Source organism: Streptomyces sp. SP18CS02, assembly GCF_036322365.1.
Classification (GTDB): domain Bacteria; phylum Actinomycetota; class Actinomycetes; order Streptomycetales; family Streptomycetaceae; genus Streptomyces.
Window position 1 is genome coordinate 288,126 of record NZ_JAQYXC010000303.1, and the last position, 17,265, is coordinate 305,390.

Here is a 17,265-nt window from a genome sequence, read left to right on the forward strand (position 1 = left end):
GGGGGCCGGGCGCCGTCACCGCATGGGTACGGGCCTGCCGGCCGGGAGCGTGCGGGCATCGCCCGTGCCGCCCGGAGCGGCGTCGGCCGATCGGCTGACGCGCCCGTGCGGCCCCGGCCGGACGGCCGAAAACCACATGAGCGATGTCCGCGCCGAATCGTAGGCTCGCTCCTGATGCCGCAAGAACATGCAACCACCAAGGACCGTTCGGCCGTTCGCTCACTGCTGCGGCTGTGGCCCTACCTGCGTCCCGTACGGGCGCGGGTGGGGACCGCGGCCCTGGTCGCCGTCGTGGCGTCCTGTCTGAGCCTGGTCATCCCGCTCGTACTGAAATGGATCGTGGACGGCCCGGTCAGCCGCCGCGACCCCGGTGAGGTGTGGTTCGGCGGGCTGGTCCTGCTGCTGCTCGGGGTGGCGGAGGCGCTGCTCTTCGGGCTGCGGCGGTGGCTGGTGGCACGGCCGCTGGCCGGGGTCGAGGCGGCGATGCGGGCCGATCTGTACCGGCACCTCCAGCGGCTTCCGGTGGCCTTCCACGACCGGTGGGCGTCGGGGCAGCTGCTGTCGCGGGCCACCACGGACCTGTCGCTGCTGCGGATGTTCATGGCGTTCCCGATGACGTTCCTCCTCGTCAACGGGGTGACCATCCTGGCGGGTTGCGTGCTGCTGCTCATGCAGGACCGGACGCTGGGGCTGGCGCTCCTGGTACCGGTCGTGCCGCTGATCGTCGTCTGCTCCCTCTTCGAGACCCGGTACTCCGTGGTGGCGCGGCGGGCGCAGGACCAGGTGGGGGATCTGACGACGGTCGTCGAGGAGAGCGTGCTGGGCATCCGCGTCGTCAAGGGCTTCGGGCGGCACCGCAGCCAGGCGCTGGCGTTCCGCTCGCTCGCCGAGCGGCTGCGCGGCACGGAGCTGGTCAAGGCCAGGCTGCTGGCCGGCATCTGGGCGGTCATCACGATCGTCCCGGAGCTGGCGATCGGCGGCGCCCTGGTGCTGGGCACGGTGCGGGTCGCGGACGGCGAGCTGTCCGCGGGCACGCTGGTGGCCTTCCTGTCGACGGCGCTGGCCCTGCGGTGGCCGGTCGAGTCGATCGGCTTCCTGCTGGCGATGAGCCAGGAGGCGGCGACGGCGACGGAACGATTCTTCGAAGTACTGGACGAACACACCGAGGAGTCGGCGGCCGTGACCGCGGCGACGGGCACGGCCGGTGTCCTCGCGAGGCCGCCCGGCGGGGGCGGACCGGAGGGTTCCGGCGGACCGGAGGGTTCGGGGGCCCGCCCGCAGGAGGGCGGAGTGCGGTTCGAGGGCGTCGAGTTCCGCTACCCCGACGCGCCCGCCGACGCGGCCCCCGTGCTGGCCGGCGTCGATCTGCACATCCGTCCGGGCGAGACCATGGCCCTGGTCGGCGCGACCGGATCGGGCAAGACCACCCTCACCGCCCTGGTCCCCCGCCTGCACGAGGCGACCGGCGGACGCATCCTGCTGGACGGTGAGGACATCACCGCGATGCCCCGCCCCCGGCTGCGCGCACTGGTGTCGATGGCCTTCGAGGAGCCGACGCTGTTCTCGGCGAGCGTGGGCGAGAACGTGCTGATGGGCGCCGAGGGGGCGGACGGCACCGCGCTGCGCCGCGCCCTCGGCATCGCCCAGGCCGGGTTCGTACGCGACCTGCCGCAGGGCGTCGACACCCAGGTGGGCGAGCAGGGGCTGAGCCTGTCGGGCGGCCAGCGCCAGCGGCTCGCCCTGGCCAGGGCGGTCGTCGGGCAGCCCCGCTTCCTGGTGCTCGACGACCCGCTGTCGGCCCTCGACGTGCACACCGAGGCCCTCGTGGAGGGGGCGCTGCGCGAGGTCCTGCGGCAGACGACGGCGCTGGTGGTGGCGCACCGCCCGTCCACGGTGATGCTCGCCGACCGGGTCGCGCTGCTGTCGGGGGGCCGGATCGCGGCGGTGGGCACGCACCAGGAACTGCTGCGGGAGAGCGCCGAGTACGCCTGGCTGATGTCGGGCGCCGGTACGAAGGGCGATGCGCGATGACGAAGCACCAGGACACGCGGACCGGCACGGGCTCACCGGCCGGCGCGGACGGCGGACCGCCGGACGGGGCCGTGGGCCCGGCGGCCGGCGGGGCCGACCCGTTCGACCGGGACGCGCTGCCCGTGCCCGAGGGGGCGACCGGGGCACTGCTGCGCTCGCTCCTGGGGCCTCGTCGCGCCCGGGTGGCGCTCGCCGCGCTGCTCCTGCTGCTCCAGCAGGCCGCGGTGCAGGCGGGACCGCTGCTCGTGGCGTACGCCATCGACCGGGGCGTGCCCGCACTGCGGCGCGGCGACCACGGGCCGCTGATCGCCGTCGCCCTGGGGTACGCCCTGTGCGCGACGGGCGCGGGCCTGCTCCACTACGCCTTCATCCGTGCCTCGGCGCGGGTCAACCAGGACGTGCTGCTCGATCTGCGGGGGCGCATCTTCCGGCACGCCCAGGCGCTGAGCGTGGACTTCCACGAGCGGTACACCTCCGGCCGGCTGATCTCCCGGTCGACCACCGACGTCGAGTCGCTGCGCGAGCTGCTCAGCGAGGGGCTCCAGGAGCTGATCGGTGTCGTCCTGTCGTTCGTGTACATCTCCGCGATGCTGCTCTGGCTGGACCTGGGCATCGGGGCGGTGGCGGTGGCGTCGTTCGTACCGCTGTACCTGTTCGTACGGCTCTACCAGCGGCGCGCGGCCGTCGCCTTCAGCGCGCGCTCGACGGCGATCGCGTCCGTCATCGTGAAGTTCGCCGAGACGATGAACGGCATCCGCCCGGTGCGGGCGTTCCGCCGTGAACGTGCCAACGACGCGCGGTTCGGCCTGCTCAACCACCGCCACGAGCGCAGCAACGGCGACGCCATCCTCGAAATGGCACGGTACGTCGTCGGTTCCCGGCTGGTCGCCAACACGGCGGTCGCGGGGATGGTCCTGTGGGGGGCGTACCGGGTGGCCGGGGGCACGCTGGCGCTCGGGGTGCTCGCCGCCGCGGTGCTGTACATGCGGCGGCTGTACGACCCGATCGACCGGCTCGGGATGTTCCTCAACTCGTACCAGTCGGCGGCGGCCTCGCTGGAGAAGATCGCGGGGCTGCTGGCCCAGACGCCGACCGTGCCGGAGGCCGTCGAGTCCCGTGAGCTCCCGCCGCGCCCGTCGGGGAGCCCTGGCAGGGAGGTGGTGTTCGACGGCGTCCGGTTCGCGTACCGCACCGGGGGCGAGGTGCTGCCGCGGTTCGCTCTGACGATCCCGGCCGGGCAGACCGTCGCGGTGGTGGGCTCGACGGGGGCGGGCAAGTCGACGCTCGCCAAGCTGCTGGCCCGGTTCTACGACCCGACCGAGGGGCGGATCCTGCTCGACGGGGTGGACCTGCGCGACCTGGCGACCCCGGAGCTGCGGCGCGGGGTGGTGATGGTGACGCAGGAGGCGTTCCTGTTCTCCGGGACGGTCGCGGAGAACATCGCGATCGGGCGGCCGGAGGCGACCCGGGAGGAGATCGAGCGGGCCGCGAAGGCGATCGGCGCGCACGACTTCATCGCCGGCCTCCCGGACGGCTACGACACCGACGTGCGCAAGCGGGGCGGCCGGATCTCCGCCGGGCAGCGGCAACTGGTGGCGTTCGCCCGGGCCCTGCTGGCCGACCCGGCGGTGCTGATCCTGGACGAGGCGACCAGTTCGCTGGACATCCCCGGTGAACGGGCGGTGCAGCGGGCCATGGACACGGTGCTGCACGGGCGGACGGCGGTGGTGATCGCCCACCGGCTGTCGACGGTGGAGATCGCGGACCGGGTCCTGGTGATGGCGGACGGCCGCGTCGTCGAGGACGGTTCCCCGGACGGCCTGATCGCCGCCACCGGGCGCTTCGCCGATCTGCACCGCGCCTGGCGCGACAGCCTGGTGGGCTGACCGCTCGCGGCGCGGGGTCCGGAACGAGCCATCGGCCGGGCGGTCCGTCGGAGCGGTCGTGTATGGCCTGCTCAACACGGCGTTCACATACGGCCGGTGCCGTCGGTGGCCGCCGCGCGCCCGGGATCCGGGCCCCGGGCGAACGGTCGGCGACACCGCGGTGATGCTCGACGAAACGTCCGCTTAACGAACACGGCTTTTCGGGCAACGGACGAATTTTGGCCAACTTGTTGACGCGCTCCTGACAGGAGCCCGCCCCGACTGCCACTCTTCCCCCGTTCCGCGCACCACTTGTTCCACCAGCTCTGTTTGCTCCGCCCGGACGGCTTACCCAGCTGCCGGTACCCCCCTCGCAAAAGGAGTCTGCGTGAGACCCACGCCAAGCCGTCGCGCCACCGCGACAGGCGCTCTTATCGCCGCCGCCGCCATGCTCGCCGTGAGCGTGCAGACCGGCTCCGCCACCGCCGACGACGGCTGGGGGATCGCCCCGAAGGCCCAGGCCACCGGCAAGGCCGACCCGGGTGCGCTGCCCGCCGACCTCTCCCCCGCCCAGCGTGCCGCGCTGATACGCGCGGCCGACGCTTCGAAGGCGGACACCGCCAAGGAGCTCGGCCTGGGCGCCCAGGAGAAGCTCGTCGTGCGCGACGTGGTCCAGGACCGCGACGGCACCACCCACACCCGCTACGAGCGCACCTACGCCGGCCTGCCGGTGCTGGGCGGCGACCTCGTGGTCGCCGAGAGCAGGGCGGGGGCGACCGAGGGCGTCACCAAGGCGTCCCGGGCGGAGCTCAAGAACGTCGACACCACCGCGGACGTCGCCCCGGCCGCGGCCGAGCGGCAGGCGCTGACCGCCGCCGAGGCGGAGGGCTCCAAGAAGGCCGCCGCCGACCGCGCCCCGCGCAAGGTGGTCTGGCTGGCGCAGGGCAAGCCGGTCCTCGCGTACGAGACGGTCGTGGGCGGACTCCAGCACGACGGCACCCCCAACGAGCTGCACGTCGTCACCGACGCCACCACCGGCAAGAAGCTCTACGAGTGGCAGGCCGTCGAGACGGGCACCGGGAACACGCAGTACAGCGGCCAGGTGACGCTGGGCACGGCGCCCTCGTACAGCCTGACCGACACGGCCCGCGGCAACCACAAGACGTACAACCTCAACCGCGGCACCTCCGGCACCGGGACGCTCTTCTCCGGCTCCGACGACATCTGGGGTGACGGTACGCCGCAGAACGCGGAGACCGCCGGCGCCGACGCCCACTACGGTGCCGCGCTCACCTGGGACTACTACAAGAACGTGCACGGCCGTTCGGGCATCAGGGGCGACGGCGTCGGTGCCTACTCCCGGGTCCACTACGGCAACGCGTACGTCAACGCGTTCTGGCAGGACAGCTGCTTCTGCATGACGTACGGCGACGGCAGCGGCAACACCAAGCCGCTGACGTCCATCGACGTCGCCGCGCACGAGATGACGCACGGCGTCACCTCCAACACCGCCAAGCTCGTCTACAGCGGTGAGTCGGGCGGCCTGAACGAGGCGACCTCCGACATCTTCGCGGCCGCCGTCGAGTTCCACGCCAACAACCCGCAGGACGTCGGCGACTACCTGGTCGGCGAGAAGATCGACATCCGCGGCAACGGCACCCCGCTGCGCTACATGGACAAGCCCAGCAAGGACGGCTCGTCCAAGGACGCCTGGTACTCCGGTATCGGCAGCATCGACGTGCACTACTCCTCCGGGCCGGCGAACCACTGGTTCTACCTGCTCTCCGAGGGCAGCGGCGCCAAGACCGTCAACGGCGTCAACTACGACTCGCCGACCTCCGACGGTCTGCCCGTCACCGGCATCGGCCGTGACAAGGCCGCGCTGATCTGGTTCAAGGCGCTCACCACCAAGTTCAACTCCACCACCAACTACGCGGGCGCCCGCACCGGCACCGTGGCCGTGGCCACCGAGCTCTACGGCGCGGCCAGCGCCGAGGTGAAGGCCGTCGAGAACGCGTGGGCCGGCATCAACGTCGGAACCCGCCCCGGCGGCGGCGACCCGGGCACCGGCAAGGTCTTCGAGAACACCGCGGACGTCGCCATCCCGGACAACGGCGCCGCGGTCACCTCGGCCGTCAACGTCACCGGCGTCACCGGCAACGCCCCCTCGGCCCTCAAGGTCGACGTGGACATCATCCACACCTGGCGCGGTGACCTGGTCGTGGACCTGGTGGCCCCGGACGGGTCGGTGTACAACCTGAAGCCGTTCAGCTCCTCCGACTCGGCGGACAACGTACAGGCGACCTACACGGTCAACGCCTCCTCCGAGGTGGCCAACGGCTCGTGGAAGCTGCGCGCGCAGGACAAGGCGGCGCAGGACACCGGGTACATCAGCGGCTTCAAGCTGACCTTCCCGTAGGTCCGCCGGTCGCCCGGCGACCCGGCACGGCGCAGCACAGCAGCACAGCACCACAGCACGACGGCCGCCCGGCGGGAACTCCGGTTCCCACCGGGCGGCTCCACGTATCGTGAACGGATGATCAGGGTGCTGCTGGCCGACGACGAGACGATGATCCGCGCGGGCGTGAAGGCGATCCTCACCGCCGCCCCCGGCATCGAGGTCGTCGCGGAGGCGGGCGACGGTCACGAGGCCGTCGAGCTCGTCCGCAGGCACCGGCCGGCCGTGGCCCTGCTCGACATCCGCATGCCGCGGCTGGACGGTCTCCAGGCCGCCGAGGAGCTGCGGCGTACGGCCCCGGAGACCGCGCTCGTCATGCTGACGACCTTCTCCGAGGACGAGTACATCGTCCGGGCGCTCGGCTCGGGCGTGAGCGGGTTCCTGCTCAAGTCCGGCGACCCCTACGAACTGATCGCGGGCGTCCGGGCGGTGGCCGGGGGCGCCGCGTTCCTCTCCCCCGACGTGGCCCACCGCGTCATCAACCACCTCGGCACCGGGCGGCTGTCGCGGGCCGCCGAGGCGAAGGAGCGGCTGGCGCCGCTGACCGGACGGGAGCGCGAGGTCGTGGCGCTCGTCGGAGCCGGGCTGGCCAACGGCGAGATCGCGGCGCGGCTGTACATCGTCGAGGGAACCGTCAAGGCGCACGTCAGCGCCGTGCTGGCCCGGCTGGGCCTGAAGAACCGCGTGCAGCTGGCGATCCTGGCGTACGAGGCGGGGCTGGTCGACCCGGCGGCCTGACCGCACCCCCTGCTTTCGCCGGAGGCCCCGCCCGGGGGCCGTCGGGCAAGGTAGGGGCATGCGGCGCGAACGACTCCGGCACCACCTGTGCGACCTGGCCCTGTGGGCCTTCCTGAGCGTCCCGGTCCTGCTCCGGTCCGATCCGAACGACGGAGGCAGCTGGCCGCGGGTCGGCGCCGGGGTGGCACTCCTCGGCGTGTGCGCGGCCCTGTGCCGGAGCCGGCCGCTGGTCCCGCTCGCCCTGGTGGCGGCGGCGTCGCTCGCCACCTCGCCGGAGCTGTTCACCGCGTCGTACGTTCTCGCGCTCGCCGCCTTCGGGTATCTGGCCGGCCGGCGTTCGGAGCACACCCGTCCGGCGCTGTGGCTGTTCGGGGCGGTGGCCGCGGCCGGTCTGCTGGTGACGCTGGCCGGCGGTTCCCGGCTGTGGGTGTGGTTCAGCCTGGTGATCACCCTGGCGCTGACCGTGGTGGCGCCCTGGCTGGCCGGGCGGTACGTACGCCAGTACGCGCAACTGGTACGCACCGGCTGGGAGCTGGCCGAGCGGATGGAGCGCGAACAGCGGGCGGCGGCCGACCGGGCACGGCTGCGCGAGCGGTCCAGGATCGCGGGCGACATGCACGACTCGCTCGGTCACGACCTGGCGCTGATCGCGGTACGGGCCGCGGCCCTCCAGGTCGCCGGTTCGGCGGACCCCGCCCAGCGGGCCGCGGCGGACGAGCTGCGCCGGGCGGCCGCCGAGGCCACCGCCCGGCTGCGGGACATCATCGGGGTGCTGCGCGCCGGCGAGGACGCCGCGCCCACCGCGCCGGCCGGGGAGACCGTGCGCCAGGTCGTCGACCGGGCGCGGGCCTCCGGCATGGCGGTGGAGCTGACCGACGAGACCGGGGACGCGGACGGCCCGCTGCCGCCGATGACCGACCGGGCGGTGCACCGGGTGGTGCAGGAGGCGCTGACCAACGCCGCCAAGCACGCCCCGGGCGCCCCGGTCACCGCCCGTGTCGTACGGGAGGCCGGGACCCTGACCGCCACCGTCACCAACGCCCCGTGCCCCGCCGGCCCCCGGCCCGCCCCCGTCTCGGGCGGTACCGGGCTGGTGGGACTCGACGAGCGGGTCCGGCTCGCGGGCGGCACGCTCACCCACGGCCCGGCGGAGGACGGCGGGTTCACGGTGACCGCGTCGCTGCCCGTCGGAGCCGCCGGCGCGGCACCCGCGCCGGCTCCGCCGCCCGCGCTGTCGCCGCTGTCGCCACTGTCGCCACTGTCGGCGGAAGCTCCCACCGCCAGCCGTGAACTCAGCCGCGCGACCCGCCGGGTGCGGCGTGGTCTGGCGCAGGCGATCCTGATCCCGCTCGCGCTGCTGACCGGGCTGGTCGTCCTGATGGCGGGGTTCGGTTACTGGACGCAGACGCACTCGGCCATGGACCGCGCCACCTACGACCGCATCCGGGTGGGGGACGCCCGCGCGGACGTGGAGACCCGGCTGCCGCCCCACTCGCTCGACGGCCCGCCCCGGACGGCGCCGGCGGAGCCGCCGGGGATGGACGAGTGCCTGTACTACCGGACGGGCGAGTTCACGGTCCTGCCGGTGTACCGGCTGTGCTTCCGCGACGGCCGCCTGGCCGACCGCGCGGTCGTGGCCGGTCCCGGCTCCTCCCCCACGACGTCCCCCGCCCCGCCACCCCCCGTGTGAGGGGGCGACGGGGCGGGTGCGCCGGATGCCGGACGGTCACCGCATCAGGACCCCGGCTCCCTCTCCGGTGCTCTCCGTCGGCAGCGCGACCAGCCCCAGGTCCGTGCCGGCCGCGAGCAGCCGGTGGGACGGCAGTATGCGGACGGTGTAGCCGAACGGGCCGGTGCGGTCGAGGGTGAGCGGCCCCTCGTAGATCCAGCGCCCCTGCTGGTCGGGGCCGCCCGCCGGCTTCAGCGGGAACGCCTGGCCGTCGGCGAGCGAGTCATGGGTGTCGACCCGTCCGGCGACCGCCTGCACGTCCACGTCCTCGGGCTGGAGGTCGCCGAGGGCGACCCGCACCCGCAGGGCCAGGGTGGAACCGAGCTCCGCGACGCAGTTGGCCTCGTCCACCTCGACGTGGTCCACCGCCACACCGGGCCAGGCCGTGCGCACCCGGCTCTTCCAGGCGGCCAGCTCCCGGGCCGCGCCGGTGTCCAGGGACCGGTGGGCGCGGGCGGCGGGGGCGTACAGCAGCTCCACGTACTCGCGCACCATCCGCCCGGCGAGGACCTTGGGGCCGAGGTGGGTGAGCGTGCGGCGGACCATCTCGATCCACCGCCCGGGCAGCCCGTCGCCGCCCCGGTCGTAGAAGCGGGGGGCGACCCGCTGCTCGATCAGGTCGTACAGCGCGTTCGCCTCCAGCTCGTCGCGCCGGTCCTCGTCGGTGGTGGGGCCGTCCGCGGTCGGGATGGCCCAGCCGAAGTCCGGCTCGTACCACTCGTCCCACCAGCCGTCGAGGACCGACAGGTTGAGGCAGCCGTTGAGCGCGGCCTTCATCCCGCTGGTCCCGCAGGCCTCCAGCGGCCGCAGCGGGTTGTTGAGCCACACGTCGCAGCCGGGATAGAGCTTCTGGGCCATTCCCATGCCGTAGTCCGGCAGGAAGACGATCCGGTGGCGCACGCGCGGGTCGTCGGAGAACCGGACCAGCTCCTGCACCAGCCGCTTGCCGCCGTCGTCGGCCGGGTGCGCCTTGCCCGCGACGACGATCTGCACCGGCCGGGTCGGGTGCAGCAGCATGTCCATGAGCCGGTCGCGGTCGCGCAGCATCAGGGTGAGGCGCTTGTACGAGGGGACCCGGCGGGCGAATCCGATGGTGAGGATGTCGGGGTCCAGCACCCCGTCGATCCAGCCGAGCTCGGCGGAGCCGGCGCCTCGCTGCCGCCAGGAGGCGCGCAGCCGGGTGCGCACCTCGCCCACCAGCTGTTCGCGCAGGGAGCGGCGCAGCTCCCAGAGGTCGGAGTCGGCGACGGCGTTCCAGCGCTCAGGGCCGTCGGCGCCGAGCGCGTCCCGGGCGGGCCCGGGGCCGTCGGCCCCCGCGCCGAGGCGCAGGACCTCCGGAGCGACCCAGGTGGGGGCGTGGACACCGTTGGTGATGGAGGTGATCGGCACCTCGTCGGGGTCGAACCCGGGCCACAGGCCGGCGAACATGCACCGGCTGACGGCGCCGTGCAGGGTGGACACGCCGTTGGCCCGCTGGGCCAGGCGCAGGCCCATCACGGCCATGTTGAAGAGGCCGGGTTCGCCGCCGGGGTAGGTCTCCAGCCCGAGCTGGAGGATCCGTCCGACGTCCACGCCCGGCAGCTCCGCGCCGTCGCCGAAGTGGCGGGCGACGAGTTCGCGGTCGAAGCGGTCGATGCCGGCGGGCACCGGGGTGTGGGTGGTGAAGACGGTGCCCGCCCTGACCGCCTCCAGTGCGGCGTCGAAGCCGACGCCGTCCGTGCTCAGCTCCTGGATGCGTTCCAGGCCGAGGAAACCGGCGTGCCCCTCGTTGGTGTGGAACACCTCGGGCTCGGGGTGGCCGGTGACCGCGCAGTAGGCCCGTACCGCCCGGACACCTCCTATCCCCAGGAGCATCTCCTGCAGCAGCCGGTGTTCGCTGCCCCCGCCGTACAGCCGGTCGGTCACATCGCGCTCGCCGGGCCCGTTCTCCTCGACGTCCGAGTCGAGCATCAGCAGCGGCACACGGCCCACCTGCGCCACCCAGACGTGGGCGTACAGGCAGCGGCCGCCGGGCAGGGCGAGCGTGATCCGCACGGGGCTGCCGCCTGGCCGGCGCAGCAGGGCGACGGGGAGCTCGTTGGGGTCGAGGAGCGGGTAGTGCTCCTGTTGCCACCCGTCGCGGGAGAGCGACTGGCGGAAGTAGCCGTGCCGGTAGAGCAGCCCGACCCCGATCAGCGGTACGCCGAGGTCGGAGGCGGCCTTGAGGTGGTCGCCGGCGAGGATGCCGAGGCCGCCGGAGTACTGGGGCAGGGCCGCGGTGACCCCGAATTCGGGCGAGAAGTAGGCGACGGCGGCGGGCAGCCGCGCGCCTTGGGCGTCCTGGTCCTGGTACCACCTGCTGCCGCGCAGGTAGTCCTCCAGGTCGTCGGAGGCGGCGGTGAGCCGGCCCATGAAGTTCTCGTCCCCGGCCAGCTCGGCGAGCCGGCCGGCGGAGACGGAGCCGAGGAGCCGGACGGGGTCGCCCCCCGCGGCCCGCCACCCCTCGGGGTCGACGGAGCGGAAGAGCTCACGGGTCTCGGCGTGCCAGGACCAGCGCAGGTTGCGCGAGAGGTCGCTGAGTGGTCGAAGTGGTTCGGGGAGGACGGGGCGCACGGTGAATCGACGGATTGCCTTCACGTGTTCCACCTTCGCAGGGGAGATGCCGATCGGGGCGGACGCGCAACGGTGCGCGCCCGCCTTCACCCTTCGACGTTAGTGGCACCCGGCCCCCTCAACCACGGCGCACTCAGGGGAGCGCGGCGCCCACCGGTACCTCGTACGGCGAGCCGAGGTTGACCGTCGCCGGGTCGAATGCGCCGGTCCCGGCGTACCGGGCCGCGATCTCCCGGCGTTCCCGCGGCGGTATGACGTCGTCGATGTCGAGGAACCCGCCGGGCGCACGCTGGTGGGCCAGATTGATGACGGCCTCCGGTCCGAGGCCGCGGTTCGCCAGCTGAAGCTCCGTCATGGCGGGCCTGCGCGCCTCCTCGTACGCCCGCAGCGCCTCGGCCGGACCGGGGTGTGTCGCCATGGCGTGGGCGAGGGCGCGGGCGTCGACGACGGACTGGGTGGCTCCGTTGGAGCCGACCGGGTACATCGCGTGGGCCGCGTCACCGATCAGGGTGGTGCGGCCGTGGCTCCAGCGGGCCAGCGGCTCCCGGTCCACCATCGGGTACTCGAAGGCGGCGTCGGTCGCGCGCAGCACGTCGGGGACGCTGACGCCGTCGAACCGCCAGCCGGCGTAGTGGTGCAGGAACCGGCCGACCGGGACGCGGCGGTCCCAGTCGCCGCGCCCGTGGTCCCCGGGGTCGTCGAGGGCGTCGGCGGGCATGGTCAGCGCCCAGTTGACGAGGACCTCCCGGCGGCCGGGGGACGGCTCGGTCAGCGGGTAGACGACGGCCTTGTGCCGGTCGTCGCCCGCGACGAGCATGAACGGGGCGGCCCTGCGGGCCTCCATCCGGGACACTCCCCGCCACACCAGGTGACCGTTCCAGGGCGGCTCGCCCTCGCCGGGGTTGAGGGCGGCGCGGACCGCCGAGCGGATGCCGTCGGCTCCGATCAGGACGTCCGGCTCGAAGGAGGCCAGGCCCCGGGTCGCGCCGTCGCGGTGCTGGAGCTGGACCCGGGTCCGGCCGTCCGGGAGGACGGCCAGGCAGTTCACCCGTACGCCCCCCACGATGGCGTCGGCGCCCAGCCGTCGGCGTACCGCCTCGGCCAGCACCTGCTGGAGGTGGCCGCGGTGCAGGGAGAGCTGGGGCCAGCGGTAGCCGGCCCGCAGGCCGCGCTCCTCTCGGCAGATCAGGCCGCCGCCGCGGTGGTAGTAGCGCAGCTCACGGGTCCGTACGGCGTGGGTCTCCAGCCGGTCGAGGATCCCCAGCGCGTCGAGTTCGCGCACCGCGTCGGGCATCAGGTTGAGCCCGGCGCCGATGGGGCGGATCCGGCGGGCCGCCTCGACGACGGTGATCCGTTCGTAGCCGACGGCGTGCAGGCTGAGCGCGGCGGTCAGCCCGGCGATGCCGCCGCCCGCGATGAGGATGTGCGGGGTCATGTCCGTGTCCTCTCAGGCAGCGCCGGTGCGCGGCCGCTGCGTGGCACGGCGCACCAGCGTCTCGTTGTCCCTGGTCAGGTCGAGCACCGCGCGCAGAAGCGCGAGGGGTGCGCCGCCGCTGCCCTCGTCGTACAGGCGCAGGTCGTCGCTGTACGCCTTGCGGGCGATGCCCATGTGGCGGGCCCGGAACGTCTTGAGGACGCGCAGGACCCGGGCGAGGGAGACGGCGGAGGCGGTGAGCCGGGGCGGCATGCGGTGCACGGTCTCCCAGCTGAGGGCGGCCGACAGTTTGCCGACGGCCGAGGTGCCCGCGCGGTGGGCGGCGTGGAAGGCGCGCCACGGCGGCAGGCTGTAGCGGGCCGTCTCGGTGAGGAAGTCGTCGTACTCGGGGGTGGAGCGGTCGCTCTGCCAGAGGGTCAGGTCGATCAGCCAGAGCGGCACCTGGGCGGCGGCGGGGCCGAGGTAGTCGCGGCCGTCGACGTCGATCTCCTCGAAGTACGGGCGCAGGGTCCGGGCGAAGAAGGCGGGCGGGACGTGGGCGACGGTGAAGTCGATCGAGTCGACCATGGTCTGCACGTGCTGGGCGGTACGGTCGAGCGCGACGGCGAAGCCCGGGTCGTACGGTTCGAGGCGGGCCAGTTCCCCGCAGGTGTCCAGGGCGGCGACGAGGCAGGGGAAGACCATCCGGACGGCTTCCTGGAGGTGGGCCTCGATCTGCTCGCCGGTGTACATGCGCTGGCGCCGTCCGAGGGGGTTCCAGGTGGTGTAGTGGTGCACGGTGTCGCGGGGCACCATGTCGGTGCGGCGGGCCAGGGCCTCCAGCACGGGCAGGACGTCGGGGACGGCGGCGACCGGTTCGGTGCCGTGCCGTTTGAGCGAGCCGAGCAGCATCCCGATGTCGCGCATGGCGGCGAGGGCCTCGACGACGCTCCACCCGGCGACGCGGTCGAGGTCGGGGACGAGGGCGCGCAGGGCGACGGTGAGCGCGGGGACGTCGGCGTCCCGGTTCATCGCGGGCAGCGCGGCGAGCACCGCGTCCGCGCCGAGCGGGTCGGCCGCGCGTATGTCGGCTATCCGGTAGCGCGGTTCCGCGCAGCCGGCGGTGCCGGGCGCGACAAGGTCGTACAGGGTCAACGGGATGCCCCCCTAGGGCGGTCGGTTCAGGAGTGACGCGGGCCGCCGGGTCGGGCGGTCACCGCGGGTCGCCCGGCCGCTCCTGGCGCGGCGGCGCCGGTGCGGGGGCGGGCGGGCTCTGGGACTGTCGTGCCGAGAGCAGGGCGGCGACCGCCGCGAAGGCGGCGCCGGTGCGCGGCGCCGCCTTGCGTCCGGCGGTCCCGGCCACCGCGGTCCCTGCCGTCGCGGTGGCGGCGCCCGACGCGTCCGTACGGGTGGTGTCGACGGCCGCCGGGGCGGTGAGGCCCGGCACGGAGCCGGACCGCCGGCCGGTGCTGACGAGGCCCGCGGCCGGTCCCGTCCCCTCGGGCGCGGCTCCGGCGGCGACTCCGAGGAGGAGGCTGCTGCGGCGGCCCGGGGCGCGGAAGGCGATGAGGCGGGTGCCGGCGGTCCCGGAGGGGCCGGCGGGCCCGGGGCCCTCGCCGCTCGACGGCGGCGCGACGTCGACGAGTGCCGTGTCCATGGCGAGCCGCAGCGGGGTGGCGGCCGGCAGCACCGGCGCCGCGCCCGCCCCGCGTCGCCGGGGCGCGGTCACCGGATCGCCTCCAGGCCGGAGCCGTCGGGACAGGCCGGTGCCGGGCTCCCGCACGCGGCGCCGTCGCCCTCCCACGCCTGCTGCGGCGGACGGACGGGCGGGCCTCCGCGGGAGAAGCGCTCGTACCGCTCGTGGCGCCCGGCGCGTTGTGAACCGAGCGCGTCCCCCACCGGCTTGAGCGGCGTGACGCGCTCCTCGGCCGGGGTGCCCGGCGAGCGTACGCCCGGCACCGCGGCGCCGCTCGCCGCGCAGTCGGGCGTGCGGCCGAGGAAGCCGGAGCCCGCCTCGGCCCACACCGCGGACGCCCGGCGGCGGGCGACGAGGTCCTCGTGGGCGCGGGGCACGGCGTACGCCGGGTGGACGCCGCCCCGGGTGGGCACCGGGGTGCGCTCGGAGTCATGGGCGAGGCCGTACGGCATCGCGAGGGACCCGGCGGTGCCGCGGATGCCGGGGTGCCGGGTGACGTCCTCGATCCGCTCGCCGTCGAGCCGGATCTCGCGGCCGTCGGGCAGCGACTCCCGGTACTCCTGACCTGACCTCGTCACCCTTGCTCCTCCTGCGGAACGGCATGCCGGTGCAGAAGCCTGTCGGGCGTGTGCGCCCAGGGCAATGAAGGACCGTCCAGTCGTCCTTAAGAACTCGCCAGTCGGCCTGTTATCGCCGTCAGGCTGCACTGCACGCGCTGGTGCGGTACTCCCCCGGCGTCACTCCGAACCATTTGCGGAAGGCGAGATGGAAGCCGACCGCGCTCTGATAGCCGACCCGCTGCGGCACGGCGGACTGGGGCAGCGATGTCTCGCCGAGGAGCCGGGCCGCCTCCTGCATGCGCCGGCCGGTCAGATGGCGGGCCGGGGCCTCCCCGACGAGTTCGCGGAAGGCCGCGGTGAACGCCGACCGGGACATGCCCGCCTCGCGGGCCAGCGACTCGATGGTCCACGGCTCGGCGAACCGGGTCGAGATCACCACCATGGCACGGCTGACCCCCGGGTGGTGGAGCACCGGCAGGCAGTCGGGGTTCTCGCTGAGCTTGCTCAGCAGCGGGCGCAGGGCGAGCACCATGGCCATCTCGAAGGCGCGCAGGGTGATCAGCCGGTCGCCGGGCCCGACCGGCCGGTCCGTGGCGGCGAGCAGCCGCAGGGTGTCGCGCAGCAGCGGTTCGCGCTCGACCTGGTCGCCGCCGAGGACGAGCACCCAGGGCAGCGCCTTGTACAGGCCGTTCGCCGCTCCGGCGTCGTAGTGCAGTCCGGCGCACAGCAGCCGGCTCACGGGCCCCGCGCCGTCGATGCGGATCTCGCCGGAGGTGCCGGGCTGCCGCTCGGGCAGGACGGCCTTGAGCGGTACGCCCTGCCGGTCCGGGTGGTCGGAGAGCCGGTGTGCCGCGCCGGCCGGGAAGAGGGCGAGGTCGCCCGCGCGCAGCTCCCTGGGGGCCTGCCCGGCGGCGGTGATCCAGCAGTCGCCCTCCACCACGTAATGGAGGACGGCGCAACCGTGTTCGGTGTCGCCCTCGATGGCCCACGGGGCGCTGACGTACCAGCGGCTGTCGAACACCCCGGTCAGGCGCAGTGGTTTCAGCAGCTCGCTGAGGAGGTCGTCTTTCTCGGTACCCACGGTATCCATGGACGATCCTTCAACCCCCGCCCCGGTTTGTTAATTGATCGGCCGAAGCCGCCGCCGCCAGCCTGAGAGGTGCCGTCCTGGCAGCAGTCACACCCTATCGAAGGGCCCTTCAGGCATATGTCCGAGCAGATTCCGATGCGGGTAGCGGTCGTGGGAGCGGCGGGATTCCAGGGGAGTGCCGTCGCCCGTCTCCTGGCGGAGCGCGGCCACCGGGTGCGCACGCTGACGCGCCGCCCGGAGGGCGACCGGCCGCCGCTGCGGGGGGTCTCGTTCGCCGCGGGCGACCTGGGCGATGCCGAGGACGTACGGCTGCTCTTCACGGGCGCCACCCATGCCGCGGTGGTGATGCCGCTCGTATACGAGCCGGAGCGGGTACGCGGGTACGCGCGGAACATCGCGGCGGCGGCGCGCGAGGCGGGGCTCCAGCGGCTGGTCTACAACGCCAACACCCGCATTCCGGCGCATCCGACCGGTCTGGCCGCCTTCGAGACGCGCCGGCTCACCGAGGAGCTGCTGCGCGACAGCGGCGTACCGCTGGTCGTGCTGCGCCCGCCGGTCTACCTGGACAACCTCTTCAGTCCGTGGAACGGGCCCGCCCTGGTGAACGACGGCGTCCTCGCCTACCCCCTGCCCGCGGACACGCCGACGGCGTGGATCTCGCACCGGGACCTCGCCGAGGCGGTGCACGCGGCGCTGACGGCGGACGGCGTGGAGGGCCGCACCTTCGACATCGGCGGAATGCGGACCCTGACGGGGCATGAACTGGCGAGGGAATTCGGCCATGGTCTGGGGCGTGAGGTGCGCTACCGGTCCCTGGCCCCCTCGGTGTTCGAACGGGAGGTGGCGCAGATGCTGGGCGGGGCCGCCGCGGCGGGTGTGGCGGGCGTCTACCACTACATGGCGTGCGGCGGCGACCCGATGCTGCTGGCGGGCGACGACGGCCTGTCGGCCGGGGTGCTCTCACTCGCTCCGGCGCCCGTGGACGAGTGGGTGACGCGCCAGCCGTGGCAGGTGTGGGCGGCCGACCCGGAGGAGCAGGCGGCGCGCGGCGTCTGACCTCCGGTCACCCCTGGTGGGGGCCCCGTCGGAGGG

General features: G+C 74.1%; 12 protein-coding genes. 6 read left to right on the forward strand and 6 right to left on the reverse strand.

Annotated features, from left to right (window positions below; translation table 11 throughout):
- Window positions 1-174 precede the first annotated feature (174 nt).
- The 5 genes from PUR26_RS32280 (at window position 175) to PUR26_RS32300 (ending at window position 8,782) form a co-directional block, all read left to right on the forward strand.
- Window positions 175-2,031, forward strand: coding sequence for an ABC transporter ATP-binding protein (locus PUR26_RS32280; RefSeq protein ID WP_329878004.1), 1,857 nt, complete (start codon window positions 175-177; stop codon window positions 2,029-2,031).
- Window positions 2,028-3,917 (forward strand): ABC transporter ATP-binding protein, encoded by a 1,890-nt coding sequence (locus PUR26_RS32285; RefSeq protein WP_329878006.1) that lies wholly within the window; start codon window positions 2,028-2,030, stop codon window positions 3,915-3,917. Before PUR26_RS32280 ends, PUR26_RS32285 begins: the two co-directional genes overlap by 4 nt.
- 367 nt (window positions 3,918-4,284) lie before the next feature.
- Window positions 4,285-6,315: a M4 family metallopeptidase gene (locus PUR26_RS32290; protein WP_329878008.1), complete on the forward strand. Its 2,031-nt coding sequence runs from the start codon at window positions 4,285-4,287 to the stop codon at window positions 6,313-6,315.
- Between the two features lie 117 nt (window positions 6,316-6,432).
- Window positions 6,433-7,092, forward strand: coding sequence for a response regulator transcription factor (locus tag PUR26_RS32295; RefSeq protein WP_329878010.1), 660 nt, complete (start codon window positions 6,433-6,435; stop codon window positions 7,090-7,092).
- Between the two features lie 58 nt (window positions 7,093-7,150).
- Window positions 7,151-8,782 (forward strand): sensor histidine kinase, encoded by a 1,632-nt coding sequence (locus PUR26_RS32300; RefSeq protein WP_329878012.1) that lies wholly within the window; start codon window positions 7,151-7,153, stop codon window positions 8,780-8,782.
- 36 nt (window positions 8,783-8,818) lie between these two features.
- Here PUR26_RS32300 and glgP read toward each other — a convergent pair whose 3' ends face one another.
- The 6 genes from glgP to PUR26_RS32330 all read right to left on the reverse strand — a co-directional run bounded on the left by glgP (window position 8,819) and on the right by PUR26_RS32330 (window position 16,173).
- Window positions 8,819-11,437, reverse strand: coding sequence for an alpha-glucan family phosphorylase (gene glgP, locus PUR26_RS32305; protein ID WP_329878014.1), 2,619 nt, complete (start codon window positions 11,435-11,437; stop codon window positions 8,819-8,821).
- 109 nt (window positions 11,438-11,546) lie between these two features.
- Window positions 11,547-12,848: an FAD-dependent monooxygenase gene (locus PUR26_RS32310; protein ID WP_329878016.1), complete on the reverse strand. Its 1,302-nt coding sequence runs from the start codon at window positions 12,846-12,848 to the stop codon at window positions 11,547-11,549.
- 12 nt (window positions 12,849-12,860) lie between these two features.
- Complete coding sequence (locus PUR26_RS32315) at window positions 12,861-13,982, reverse strand: monodechloroaminopyrrolnitrin synthase PrnB family protein (protein WP_329878018.1); 1,122 nt, start codon at window positions 13,980-13,982, stop codon at window positions 12,861-12,863.
- 58 nt (window positions 13,983-14,040) lie between these two features.
- Window positions 14,041-14,556: a hypothetical protein gene (locus PUR26_RS32320; RefSeq protein WP_329878020.1), complete on the reverse strand. Its 516-nt coding sequence runs from the start codon at window positions 14,554-14,556 to the stop codon at window positions 14,041-14,043.
- Entirely contained in the window at window positions 14,553-15,101 is a 549-nt protein-coding gene (locus tag PUR26_RS32325; protein ID WP_329878022.1) for a 4-hydroxyphenylacetate 3-hydroxylase N-terminal domain-containing protein, read from the reverse strand. Before PUR26_RS32325 ends, PUR26_RS32320 begins: the two co-directional genes overlap by 4 nt.
- 118 nt (window positions 15,102-15,219) lie before the next feature.
- Window positions 15,220-16,173: an AraC family transcriptional regulator gene (locus PUR26_RS32330; protein ID WP_329878024.1), complete on the reverse strand. Its 954-nt coding sequence runs from the start codon at window positions 16,171-16,173 to the stop codon at window positions 15,220-15,222.
- Window positions 16,174-16,290: 117 nt separating this feature from the next.
- Between PUR26_RS32330 and PUR26_RS32335 the strand changes: the two genes are divergently transcribed.
- Window positions 16,291-17,229, forward strand: a complete 939-nt coding sequence (locus tag PUR26_RS32335; protein ID WP_329878026.1) for an SDR family oxidoreductase — start codon at window positions 16,291-16,293, stop codon at window positions 17,227-17,229.
- Window positions 17,230-17,265 lie beyond the last annotated feature (36 nt).